The sequence below is a fragment of the Bacteroides faecis genome (assembly GCF_020091505.1).
Taxonomy (GTDB): domain Bacteria; phylum Bacteroidota; class Bacteroidia; order Bacteroidales; family Bacteroidaceae; genus Bacteroides; species Bacteroides faecis.
Genome location: NZ_CP081914.1, coordinates 24794 through 36882, shown reverse-complemented (window position 1 = coordinate 36882; position 12089 = coordinate 24794). Strand labels below are relative to the sequence as shown.

The following is a 12089-nucleotide window of genomic DNA, read 5'->3' as shown; positions in this document are numbered from 1 at the left end:
GGTATCAAATACCTTCTCGGTTTCTCTCCAGTGCAGGCAGAAAAGGTATCAATTCTACTGGTAATTTTCTTGTCCGAATATATGTTGAACCATTGCATAATTTTCACCACTGTTAGACTTATGCAGCTTATCATCAATAAAAATTTTTACTTCGACTGTCTTAGGTAGCTGTAAATTTTCAAGGTTTTCTTCATCTTTAGGTATAGGGTAGGCAGATAGCCATAAATATGTTCCTTGTTTGGCTTCTTGCTCAAATGTGAATGGACTTTCTACAATAATTTCTTTGGCAGCTTCTTCGGGAGCTTCGGAAGAAATATCTACTCCTACTGTATAATGTATTAGAAGTTTGAAATTTTCTGGGTCGCTTACGGTAGCTTCATAACGTACTTTTCCTGTATCTCCTGTAGGTGGAGTATTAGGGTCGTTGTTATCGTCTTTATTGCATCCAGACAACATAAGGCTTAAACCAATCATTACTAATGATAAATACTTTTTCATATTGTTTCTTTTAAATAGTTGATAATTCAATGTGTATCGTTCCATTTGCAGCATTATATGCTACTTCCTCAATATTGGTGAACCGTCTTATTGATTCTTTCCATTCTTCTGTTTGTGGATTGTGGTAATATTCTTCTTCTAATAGACTTATCAAATTATTTATTTGTTTGTCAGATAGATAAATCTTTTCTCCAACCCTTGGAACTACAGGTAATTGGATTGGTATAGAAATATTGTTCACACCATCTATAGGAATATGGATGTTTATTTCTATCATAGCCATTTCATGTTTAGTATATTTTTGGACGGCTTAAATTTAACAACTTCCTTTTCTGGAACTTCTACAGGTTCTCCAGTTGCCGGATTTCTAGCTATCCGAGCTGGCTGAATAATCTTTTTGAAAGTACCAAAATCTTTTATAGAAACATCTTTTTCTCTTAGATTTTGAGATAATTCTTTGAAAAAACTATCAATTATTTCTGCTACTTCTTTTGTTGGTTTATTTGCCTTTTCAGCAACCATTTTGATTAAATCAGTCTTATTCATTTGCATATCAATAATATTTAATTACTTAAATCACTTAAACAAATTTCAGGAATAATTTGGGTATAGTCTTCTGTATCTGGTCTATAATGTATTGATTCAACTATATTGACCTCACAGATAACATCATATACCCATGCTTTAAAATTTCCTTCTAAATCATCCTCACCATCATTGAATTTATTAAAATCACTTTTAGCTTCATCTGTTAGATATTCTAATAAATTTTGATAGGTAAATTCATTCTGAAACATTATAATGTGAGGTGAAATTTCTTCGCCTATCCTTGGAAGATGCGGAAAATTCCAATCACCCTTTACCTTCATTCCTCTCTCTTTAAAAAAATGGCTATAAATTATAAATTCTATTTTCATATTAGTTTTATTTTAAAATCATCGTTCAGTACAAGCTTTCTTTCCATCGGTTGCCCGTTTTTATCATGAAATCCAGTTAACACAGGTGTTTCTTTTTTCTCGCAAAGTTCTATTGCTTCTTCGGGAGTTATAGAACGTCCTGACATTTCACGCCAAATGACAAAATCACATTTTATGGCTTCATTTCTATAGTTGGAACAATTATAGGCTTTTTTGTTTATATATAAGTTTCCTCCACACTTAGGACACTTACACAATGTATTGTCAAAAGAAATATCTAAGTTCTCTGTTAGAACCAGCCGTGAAGAAAAATCATTTCCTTCTCTTGATTTAAATCCAGTCATAAACGGTGTTTTTTTTCCTCTAGCAAGTATTTCTGCTGCTTCCAATGGTATTTCTCTTTGTGCAATAGTTTTGGGTATATAGAGGTTACAAACTCTGTTGTTGTCCTTGTCCTTTTGTGAATACCCTTTACAAGCATATCCATTTAGTAAAATTTCAATTTCTCTACCACACACAGGACACGGAGTTTCTAATACTTCATTTACGAAAGAAGGAATAACGATTCCATTTTCGATAGTCAGATATGCAGAAAAAGGAACTCCTTTTTTATTATGGAAGTCATGAAATATATCTGTTTTCCCTGTTGTTATTAATTGCCTGGCTATTTCTTCTGTAATCTCTTTTCCCCAATATGAATGATAAATATTAAATGTACATTTGTCATTCATGTTTTTGAAGTAATTACAGGAATATCCTAAACTGCCTTTCATTATGTGTCCTTTCTGGCAAATAGGGCATAAGCCTAAATCTTTGATTGTATCATTATCCATTTAATATCCTCCTTTACTAATCCATTTAATACCGTTTAAAATATTATCTACTTTTTGTTTCCCACTATTTACATATTTAAATTGTCCGGGTACAAGTGTTTTTAGTACTCCAGCCCTTTTAGCGGATTTCATTTGTCGGCATACAGCGTATGCAAGTCCTCGCATTCGTCTAAGTTCATTGACCACATGAATACATAAATCTATCCTTTGCTTATTATCCATAAGATTTTTTTCACCGCCTTGCAATGCTATATTGTTTATGTATATCATTAAATCTACACTTCGACTGATAAGCTCATACTCTGTTTTTGCAATTATGGTTAATAATTTAGGGTCTCCAACTGCATATTTAGCTGCTTCGGATTGGTATTTAGCTATGTCTCTAGCTAAGGTTGAAGCATAAATAATATCTTTTCCATTTTTCACAACTGCATTAACTGTAGAAAGATAGTTGTATGTCTTCTCCTGTAAGGATTGAATTTGATTCATTTTTTGTTGGATTAAAATTTGAAAGTTGCGGATTTTTGTTTCCTCACTTTGTATGTCTTTCAATACACCTTGTTGCTCCTGATGGGAATAAACCAATGTTCCAATCATTACCGGGTCAATGACAATAGATTGTGCTAGTCCTTTTATGTTGCCTAACAGTAACATTAGGGAAAAAAATAAAAGCACTCTTTTCATATCATTATCTGTTTGTAAATTCATATATTCCTTTTTTCTTTTTTTGTTCTTCTACTCTATTTCTGATGGTTTGAATTATATCACTATTAGCTTTAAGACCATTCATCAGTAGTTCTGGTGTTGATTTATCGCCAGAATAAATGTAGATATTGGTGTTGTTTATTAAAGACTGGATAAAACTTTGCTTTTCTTCATAATCATATACCCGATATAATTCTATGTAGTTAATCCTTTTTGAAAGCACTCCTTGATATATTTTTATTTGCTCTCTAGTTATAATCCATTTTGTACAAAGTAACATTGAAATATATCTGTAGAAAATTATAAATATCAACAATACTAATATCGTTCCACTGATAAATTTTAATAATTCATGTTCTCTTATATATTTACTAAAAATGAATACGAAAATCGCTAATGTGATTAAAAGGAAATTCTTCATTAACCAATATCGGAATTTAGGCTTTAATATAATATCATCAGAAGCTATGTTTGTTCCATCATTCATAACTTAATACTTTTTTTTTGTTCATGTTGTTTCATTAGAATTTCATTGAAATCTTTTGCTTTTTCTGCTTTATGAGAAATCATAGGAGCTATTATTTTGCTTTTTTCCCTAAAACTTTCTAGTGAAACGTCATTTTTGTTAATAGTGAATTCTCTACCCTTAGTTTTAAACAGCACATCATCTTTATTTTCTTTTATTGTCATTTCTGTATTACTAATGATTCCAGACACTTTAATGTCATACAAATTACCGTTTAAATCATTATCAAAACAGGTATGTACTTTAGCTTGTGGGTATCGCAATAAAGTGTTTTTTATTTGATTAACTGAAATGTACCCTCCTACACTACAAAAAACACTTTCTTCTAATTTGATTTTGTTAGCATTGAGCTGATAGAAGCTCATAGCATCTAAAGCGGATTCTGCAAAGTATATATGTTTTGCCATTTGGGGGTGTGGGCAAAAATCAGCAATCCAAAGCGAGTTACTTTTATCACCTCCGGCAGCCATTCCTTTGAATCCATAGTTTCTTAATTCGTAATTTGTTACTTTGTTGTCTTTATCTTTTGGATTAATATAGGGAAAACCTATATTATAATAATTGCCGTTTCCTTGTAAGTCTTTAACCCTTGTGATAAATGGTAGAAACTTTTCTACGACTTGATGATTTATATTTCTTTCATTTGTGAGAAATCTTAAATCAGCGAGTGTAGTAGGAAATTCTTTATATCTATCTCTGTCAAAAGATTTGTTTTCTGCTTTTACAACTTTGAATGCTTCATATTTAGGACTATAAGGCTCATTTGCGTAATGTCCTAAAATCATATTGATTCGCACAAATGTATTTTGATGTTGGAATTGTGGGAAGTCGTTAATATGATTTTTGATGAACTGAATTAAATCTCCACCTTTATAATTCCTATCATAGTAGTGTTCTTGTACACTATGAGGATTCTTGATGATGATTTCATCCAACTTGTTACCTGCTCCGTCTGTCAGTTTAAAAACAGGCGAAACCTTTCCTTTGCTAATGTCTTGTTTATATCCTAAATCTTCAAGTATTTGAATGATGGATATTTTAGCCTTATAATCGTCAAATGTTAGCATAATATTATAGTTTCATTGTTGGAGTATCATTATTTTTTCCGTAGGTTCTACCATATCCGAGAATAGATGCTTCTTGCTTCGCTGTTGCTTTAATAGAACTATCTATTTTATCCATTTGGGTAGATATTTGTTCTCCGACAGTTTGTTTAGTAGCTTCCCTAGAGCTGGAATATGTTTTTTCTACTTCCTTGTAAGAAGCATAATCTTTAGAAAGTTTATGTTTCTCTAAAAAGGCAGCCATTTCGGTGGGTTTATCTTTAAAAATTTCATCAATCCCTTTAGCTCCTTTTTGGGCTACAAACTCTAATCTTTCTTTATCAGATATATATCTTTCTTTCCCTATTGTTTGTTCTTTCTTTTCAGTCGCTTTAATTTCTATAGTATTTGCATCTTTGATTGATAATCCATTTCTGGCATTCAAATCTAGTTTTACTTTTGCAACTTTGTTTAGTTCCTCGTTTACAATGGTAATTTCTTTTCCATTTTTGAGATTTTCTTGCTGCATAGGAGTAAGCTCTATTCCTCCAAGTTTTTGGGGAATATGAATGTCTTTTGCTTTTATTGATACTATCTCATTAGTATCTTTGTCACGTTGGTGCAATGTTCTTTCTCCTTTTGAATTAGTCTTTACTACGACATTATCAGCTTTTAGGGCTTTTATTTCATCCTTAGTAAAGGATAAATCATTTTTTATTTCTTGTCGTTTAGGAATGAGCAAGATAGCAATCCCAGCGATTGGGTAAACTACTGTAATAGCTGCGATTGCTAGTTTTCTAGCATTGATACCATCAATTTTGATGCGTTTACCTTCTTCTTTGAAATCAATTTCGTTGGTTTTTAATTTAGATTTATTTTCAGGTGTATTCTCGGCTGTTATATATTTAAGAGTTGTTGCTTTCCCCTCAAAATGGAGTTTTCCATTTTCTGTTTTATAAGACACTTTTTCATTGTCTAGAAGTGTTCTATTACCGGGAGTATCTTCAATGGAAAAATTTAGCATACCTGTTTTTTTCCCATTTTTGATGTTTGCAATATCTTCGGGGCTTAAATTTTCCGGTTTAACTCCTACTTCATTAAACTTGTTCCAGTCTATATCAACATATGAACCTTTACCATCTAGGGTTTGGTTTTGTTCATAAGCATATCGATAAAGGTCTTCTCCTTTATATGCAATTTTATTTTCAAGGTCAATGACTGTAAATCCGTCTTTATATCCTTCATTCTTGTTAGTACCTTGTTTTATATCATCCCATTTTATAATTGCAACATTATGGTTTTCTCGTAAATATTGGCTATATTCTTGGAAATTATTGCTAGCTTGTTCTTTATCAAAGAAACTGATTATTCTTTCTTTAGATTGCTCTAATAAAGATTCTCTATTATCTCCTAAATTGCCAAGTTTAAGTGTATTCAGTGGATAAGTATATGTTTCATTACCTTTGGAAAAGGTAATATCACCATTCCGATATTCTTCTGAATATCCAAGAATTGCTGCTATTGCTCGGAATTGTCCGGCATTTTCATAACTATATTGCAAAGCTTCAAATTTTTTCTTTTCTTCCATTTTATAATTTGAATTTATGTTCTACTTTAGATTGCGATTCATTTCCAAGTGTTGTTTTTTGTCCTTTCATGTATTCTATATATTCATTTCTGTTTTTATCAGTATGAATAGTTCCTATAATTTGTGGGTTATGCCGGTCATAAGCTATTTTCTGTTTCTGCTCGAAGTCTAGGAATTTTATTCCTCTTGGATTATTTAAATCTAATCTTATGGCAATTTTTTCTTTGTCAACATTCAAAATTAATTCCTTACCTGATTTTAGAGTTTCCTTTTGTTGCTTATCCAGCTCAACACCTTTTATGTTTGAAGGTATTGAAATACTTTTGATTTTTGTTTTAAGCAATTCGTTTGTTTCAGGGTCTAATTGTACGAGATATTTTTCATTGTTAATAGTTTTTGTTATTATCTCGTTATCTTGAAGTCGTTCTAACTCCTTTGGTTTAAGGTTTATATCATTCATTATTTCTGGTCTGACTGGATGAACTTTAACGCCAGCATTGTTGCTATCTTTCCAGTACAAACTTATTTTTCCTTTCATACTTATTTCTTCTCCATTATTATCGTGAAAAGAAAGGTCTAGTAAACTGGTTCTCTTTCCAGATAATAGAGCTGTGATATTTGCCTTATCCAAAGACCATATCTGTTTTTTTGATATTCCTATTAGTTCTAATTCTTTATATGGAATATCATTTTCATTAAAAATAGCTTGCTTTTTATCCATGTAATGTATATTTTTGCCCAAAAGTAATAAAAATATCAATATGAAGAATAAATTTATCATGTTTTTTACTTATTCATTGTTTTTTTCAGTGAATGGCTACTGTCAGTTTAATACGGTATTACAGAAAAAGGATATTCCTAAAGCGGAACCTGTATTAGCAACGACAGAAAATAAATTGATAGAAGAAAAAGAAAAGGCTGTTGTCGTCAATGATGCTTTGACTACAGAACGACTTGCATACTGGAAGCAAAGAAGGTATTTATCTTTGCCCATTGATTCAATGGTGATAACTTCCCATTATGGTAAAAGAAAAGACCCATTTACTGGAAAAATAGCAAATCATAGAGGGATAGACCTTAAAGGCAACAACGACTATGTTTATTCGATAATGCCGGGAATGGTTGTAAAAACAGGAAAAAATAAAGGGTTGGGCAATTATGTAGAAGTGCGTCATGGTGATTTTACTTCTATCTATGGGCATTTATACAGTGTGCTTGTAAATGCGAAACAAGCTGTTGAAGCTGGGCAACCAATAGGCATTAGTGGAAGTACCGGGCGCAGCACAGGAGAACACTTACATTTTCAAATGGAATACAAAGATAAAACTATAGACCCTAAGCCAATTCTTGATTATATTAATGAGGTAATCAGAACCGTTAAAGGACAAATTTCACAGCAAATAGATAATGAATTAAGACGCAAATAAATAGAAAAAGAGGATTGGAAAAGCCAGTCCTCTCTTTTTGGAAGAATCAGAAGAAACCTTTTTTTAATCCTTTTTCTTGTCTTTGAACTTTTTCTAGTGAAGATTGAAGTTGTGACAGAGCTTCTTTCATTCCTTTTTTTACTTCAGGATTCGTTACGGATTCAATAAGCTCTTTTCCTCTTTGAATGTTAGTGTTAAGTATTTCTTTATTCTTCATCTGTTTTGAACGACTTTCATCTATAAAAATAGATGGCATACTTTTGCAACTCCATTCACCATTTACTAGATTGAAATCTTTAATTCTTTCTTTCGCTAAGTAGGTGTGGATAGAAATCTTATCTACAGCCTTATCACTGTATAATTGATTTGCAGATTTCATTAGTCCATTTACGGCTTTGTTATGTGAATCAATATCGGCTAATCGTCCTTGTCCTTTACTTAGTACTTCTTCTTGATACCTGTTGTAAAGTCCTAGTTGGGTAAACTCCTTGGGGGCTGCAATAATATATGCTTCAACTCTAAATCCTGCATCTTTAAATTTTTGTGCTGTCTTTAAAGGTACATCTGGATTTCTCATAGTTCCTTCTATAATAATATTGCATTTCCGTTTAATGGCTTCTTCTATTAGTTTTTCTGTAAAAACGCTAGAAAAAATCTGGGTTTCAATGGGGTATTTAATAGGGTCTTTTATTAGTTCCTTATTGGGGTGAAACTGTCTGTAAAGGTCACCATTAACAGTGAGAAAATCTAAGTTAGGATGGTCTTTCTTTGCAACATTTATAAGAGTGCTTTTTCCGCAAGCTGGTTGTCCACCTAAGATTATAGCAATAGGCTTTTGTGATGATATATTGATGTCCTCAAATAAGCCATCTTTTTTTTGTTCAAAGATGGCTTCTACTTCATAGCGTTGCATAATATGCTTTCAATTTAGGTGCGTAATAGTTTTGTATCTTATCCATGACTGATAAGCGCACATTTTCAGAAACTTCAAACTGCAACAATCCATTTGCTATTTTTTCTTCTGTGTTGAGAACAGAAAGTTCTTTTTGCAGTATTTTTTTTCTGTTTTCATCCTTCTCTTCTGATATTTCATCTATCTTCATCATGCGGAGTGTCCCGATAATGTCGAGCGCAACATCCAAGCTCATTTCTTTATTCATGGTTCATTATAGTTTTATGATTTATACTTCAATAGATTCTGTGAATTTTAATAATGGAATAACTTTCACTGTATGAAATGAAAGTTGGTTAAAAAGCTTATGGGTCTTTAGCATTTCAATCGCTGCATCAGCCGTAACAACACCTTGTTCATAAAGCCGGATTGTTGCATATAACTGGTCATTGGCAACGGGTCCCATTATTAAATCATAGCTGTTTTTTCCTTTTCCTCTACGGTTATTAACTACAAACTCCAGCCACTCTTTTGTAGCCCCATCAAATCGAAGGACTGAAAACTCTCTATCAAGAATATTATCGGGGACTTCATAAACTGAAACGACCGCTTTTTTACCATGTTCCCGATTTCTTTTGAGTATTGCCCACTTCTTAGCCTGTTCAAAATTAGTTGTCGTATAGAATCCTTTTCCAAAGTCAGTAGCTTTACGCCCTTTCTGTATATTAGGGGATTTGACGGTAACTGTTGAGCCGTGATATAGTTTCATGCCTTTTTATTGATATAAGTTATTATAGTATCTAATATATACTCTGTATCTTGTGTGTGCAGCATTTCAAAATTTTCATATAGAAATTCAAAAACGCCATGATTGGAAAACAGCAAAAGAGTTTCTTTAGCACTTATATTTTTAGTTTCCCTGTAATTTTCAGCACAAAACATTTGAAAAAGCAATATCTTTGGATTGTCCTTTTGTACTTTCTTCTGTTCTGTTTTCTCTTTTTCTAATGCTTCATAAAGTGATAATGTACTTGAATACCATAGTTTTGTATTCTCGTCCAATAATGCCTTGTACAAATTGGAAGAATATATATAGTATAACGCATCTTCTAAAGGTAGCGTTTTTCTTTTCATGACTGTATCAACCAATTCTCTCATAACAAATGGGAGCATAGCCGAACCAAGTTCATTTTGATATGTTTGATTAGTTTCCATAACTATTTATTTTCTAATTTTATATAGCTATCTTGCTGATGTCTTTAGCAAAGATAGAGAAAAAACAATCATCATAGACCTATTGTATTGATTAGTTTGTAAATAGGTTCTTTGTATTTCTTTAGATTTTTAATTTGTATAACATACTTATTGATTCCTAACTCATTAAAGATTTCTGCGTACATTTTTATTATGGATTTTCTGTAGTAGATGGTTAATCCTACTATTGCAATGCAAATAAAAATCAAATAGACTAGTTCACTATACGCATAGATTGCTAATACAAAAATTCCACCCATAGCCCATAAAAAGCTACTTAAAAGAAATCTTAAGATATTCATAATTTTGTTTGCTGTTCTTTATACTGGCAGCCAAACCAGCTTTAAAGGTTTGTTTATCTCTTTATTTTCAATACTCAAAGATAGTGATTTTCTATAAATGTCGCAAATAATAGGACAATTATTTTTGTTAAAAATAGTTTTAGGTTTATAGACTGCCGAAGTTTTATTTTTCCCTAAAGTTTTTGGTATCATAATAATGTTCTCTTATCGTCCATGCCGGGCAGAACCCGGAAAAGTACGGTATCAAATACCTTCCCGGTTTCTCTCCAGTGCAGGCAGAAAAGGTATCAATTAGATGCAATCCTTTTGCTGATGGGCGATAGTTCCTGAATGGTGTCGGTATCGTTTCTTTTATGATGCAGCCGTTTTTCTGTATTCAGATATAGAGAGAAACGACACAAAGAACTTTAGGGAAAAGAAGATTCTTCGTGTTGCTCTTTCTGGAAGTGGAGTATATTAATCATATATTATATGTTTATAGGTTCATATATTATATGTTTATAGGTTCATATATTATATATTCATATATTATTTATATATAGTGTTTTCTCTTTGTTCTTTTTCCCTATAGTTTTATGGTATCAATTTTTTGTGTCCGGCTTCCGGCAGCTTTTTGTATTTGGTATCAAAAGGTCGTTCTGCAGGGTGTGCTAGGAATGATAATTCGGTATCATTTCATCATGCCATGTTTGCCCATCAGTGCCGGAACTCCGAAAAGTACGGTATCAATTTCTTTCCAGACTATAAAACAAAGACCGAGAGTTTTACCTCCCGGTCTTTGTTAATAGAAATCTCTCTTTTTAATATTCATCATTTGTGATAAATATTTCTACTCTCCTATTTTTAGCACGTCCAGCTTCACTTGTATTGTCTGCAATGGGTTCGCTATATCCTTTTCCATCTTCTGTTATGTTGTTTGTTTCTATACCAGCGGTTCTAAGGTAATTTCCTACTGCTGCTGCTCTATTTTTAGAAAGTATGATATTGTATTGTTTTTCTCCTATATTGTCAGTATGCCCAATTATTTTAATCTTAGTATTGGGTATTTCAGTAATGATATTACATAAGTCAGAAAGCATTTTTTGAGCTTCTTCATTTAATTCATATGAATCAAATTTGAATAGGATTTCACTTTGAGCTGTTGCTTTAAACTGTTCTTTTCCATTTTTATCTTTATAGCTGGAGATTGATAAGCCATCAATAGCTTTTAGTTTATTTCTTCTAGCTTCTATCTTTTCTTGGATAGCTTTATCTCTTTCTTCTTTAACTAATTTTGCACTTCCACCAACTATTGAAGCGGTTGAATAGTTACTATTATTTTCTATCATGTCTTTTTCTTTGTCGCTTAGTTCAGCGTTACTGAAAGTTATCATATGCGTTGAAGTACATGCGGTAAAAAATGTAACAACGAAGGCTGCTAGTATAATTATTTTCTTTTTCATGATTATCTTATTGCTATAATAGGTCTGATTTTAAATGAATTTCTTTTGCTTGTACTGGTTGCTCTTCCTTTTGTTAATGAAGAAATTAGTGCAAACACTTTAGGAGTATCTTTTCCTGCTCCATCTTCTGTAGAACTCCAGTACCAACCATCAAAGTGCGTTCCTCCAATGATTGAGAAAGAAGAATATACCTTTTCAAGATTATTAGAGATTGCTTTGTTTTGTGCGATAGAGCCAATAAACCAACCTGTAACACCTTTTGGTGCGTATTCTATAGCTTTTTGAGCTGCTGGATAAGCTAAACTATCTTTTATAGCAAAGTTCATTATTGCGGCAGTATTAGCTGCTCCATCAAAGCTGTTTTCATCTTCCGAAACATTAGCTATATCCTCGTCTGTATCTATTAAAGGATTTTCTTCTAAATCTTCTAATGAAACGGCATAAGCGGCTTCTTTTATATCAGGATTATTTCCATCATTACACCAAAATACAACTCCAATGGCTTCTTTTTCATTGGGTGAAAAAAGTGAGGGATGCACTATACTTCCATCACTACATAAGATACTACCCGGCTGTAATGATGTGTCTATAATATCTTCGTGTTTTGTACATGATGATATTACCCCTATAATGGATAATAGAATTATATATATTTTTTTCAT

The 12089-nt window shown here is 32.1% G+C and carries 17 protein-coding genes; 1 reads left to right on the top strand and 16 read right to left on the bottom strand.

All coding sequences use genetic code 11. The features are described from left to right. Window positions 1-54: 54 nt before the first annotated feature. Genes K6V30_RS00240 through K6V30_RS00195 form a run of 10 tightly spaced genes read right to left on the bottom strand, consistent with a single transcriptional unit; the run spans window position 55 to window position 6831 of the window. The gene (locus tag K6V30_RS00240) at window positions 55-498 is read right to left on the bottom strand and encodes a hypothetical protein (protein WP_032586840.1); all 444 of its coding nucleotides are present in this window, start codon (window positions 496-498) and stop codon (window positions 55-57) included. Between the two features lie 10 nt (window positions 499-508). Further along, window positions 509-781 carry a hypothetical protein gene (locus tag K6V30_RS00235; RefSeq protein WP_004295341.1) on the bottom strand — a complete coding sequence of 91 codons (273 nt, stop codon included), beginning with the start codon at window positions 779-781 and terminating at the stop codon, window positions 509-511. Further along, window positions 772-1050 carry an HU family DNA-binding protein gene (locus tag K6V30_RS00230; RefSeq protein WP_004295340.1) on the bottom strand — a complete coding sequence of 93 codons (279 nt, stop codon included), beginning with the start codon at window positions 1048-1050 and terminating at the stop codon, window positions 772-774. Before K6V30_RS00230 ends, K6V30_RS00235 begins: the two co-directional genes overlap by 10 nt. 11 nt (window positions 1051-1061) lie before the next feature. Continuing rightward, window positions 1062-1415 carry a hypothetical protein gene (locus tag K6V30_RS00225; RefSeq protein WP_004295339.1) on the bottom strand — a complete coding sequence of 118 codons (354 nt, stop codon included), beginning with the start codon at window positions 1413-1415 and terminating at the stop codon, window positions 1062-1064. Then, window positions 1412-2248, bottom strand: a complete 837-nt coding sequence (locus tag K6V30_RS00220; RefSeq protein WP_007559158.1) for a topoisomerase C-terminal repeat-containing protein — start codon at window positions 2246-2248, stop codon at window positions 1412-1414. The genes K6V30_RS00225 and K6V30_RS00220 overlap by 4 nt, the downstream gene beginning before the upstream one ends. Beyond that, a complete protein-coding gene (locus K6V30_RS00215; RefSeq protein ID WP_007559156.1) occupies window positions 2249-2956 on the bottom strand; it encodes a hypothetical protein in 708 nt (235 codons plus the stop codon). Beyond that, entirely contained in the window at window positions 2937-3440 is a 504-nt protein-coding gene (locus tag K6V30_RS00210; RefSeq protein ID WP_005647342.1) for a PH domain-containing protein, read from the bottom strand. Before K6V30_RS00210 ends, K6V30_RS00215 begins: the two co-directional genes overlap by 20 nt. Continuing rightward, window positions 3437-4546, bottom strand: coding sequence for a toprim domain-containing protein (locus K6V30_RS00205; protein WP_007559154.1), 1110 nt, complete (start codon window positions 4544-4546; stop codon window positions 3437-3439). The genes K6V30_RS00210 and K6V30_RS00205 overlap by 4 nt, the downstream gene beginning before the upstream one ends. A 4-nt stretch (window positions 4547-4550) precedes the next feature. Beyond that, window positions 4551-6110, bottom strand: a complete 1560-nt coding sequence (locus tag K6V30_RS00200) for a DUF3945 domain-containing protein (protein WP_224207071.1) — start codon at window positions 6108-6110, stop codon at window positions 4551-4553. Between the two features lies 1 nt (window position 6111). Beyond that, window positions 6112-6831 carry a DUF4099 domain-containing protein gene (locus K6V30_RS00195; RefSeq protein ID WP_029425721.1) on the bottom strand — a complete coding sequence of 240 codons (720 nt, stop codon included), beginning with the start codon at window positions 6829-6831 and terminating at the stop codon, window positions 6112-6114. A gap of 40 nt (window positions 6832-6871) precedes the next feature. Between K6V30_RS00195 and K6V30_RS00190 the strand changes: the two genes are divergently transcribed. After that, a complete protein-coding gene (locus tag K6V30_RS00190; protein WP_007559149.1) occupies window positions 6872-7537 on the top strand; it encodes a M23 family metallopeptidase in 666 nt (221 codons plus the stop codon). Window positions 7538-7583: 46 nt separating this feature from the next. Here K6V30_RS00190 and K6V30_RS00185 read toward each other — a convergent pair whose 3' ends face one another. From K6V30_RS00185 to K6V30_RS00160, 6 genes are all read right to left on the bottom strand, one after another. Beyond that, entirely contained in the window at window positions 7584-8450 is an 867-nt protein-coding gene (locus K6V30_RS00185; protein WP_008765240.1) for a zeta toxin family protein, read from the bottom strand. After that, the gene (locus K6V30_RS00180) at window positions 8437-8697 is read right to left on the bottom strand and encodes a hypothetical protein (RefSeq protein WP_005647331.1); all 261 of its coding nucleotides are present in this window, start codon (window positions 8695-8697) and stop codon (window positions 8437-8439) included. Before K6V30_RS00180 ends, K6V30_RS00185 begins: the two co-directional genes overlap by 14 nt. 21 nt (window positions 8698-8718) lie before the next feature. Continuing rightward, window positions 8719-9198 carry a DUF3990 domain-containing protein gene (locus K6V30_RS00175; protein ID WP_005647329.1) on the bottom strand — a complete coding sequence of 160 codons (480 nt, stop codon included), beginning with the start codon at window positions 9196-9198 and terminating at the stop codon, window positions 8719-8721. Further along, complete coding sequence (locus K6V30_RS00170) at window positions 9195-9644, bottom strand: DUF3791 domain-containing protein (RefSeq protein ID WP_004295329.1); 450 nt, start codon at window positions 9642-9644, stop codon at window positions 9195-9197. The genes K6V30_RS00175 and K6V30_RS00170 overlap by 4 nt, the downstream gene beginning before the upstream one ends. Before the next feature lie 1141 nt (window positions 9645-10785). After that, window positions 10786-11427, bottom strand: coding sequence for an OmpA family protein (locus K6V30_RS00165; RefSeq protein WP_004295385.1), 642 nt, complete (start codon window positions 11425-11427; stop codon window positions 10786-10788). Between the two features lie 2 nt (window positions 11428-11429). After that, window positions 11430-12089 carry a hypothetical protein gene (locus tag K6V30_RS00160; RefSeq protein ID WP_224207070.1) on the bottom strand — a complete coding sequence of 220 codons (660 nt, stop codon included), beginning with the start codon at window positions 12087-12089 and terminating at the stop codon, window positions 11430-11432.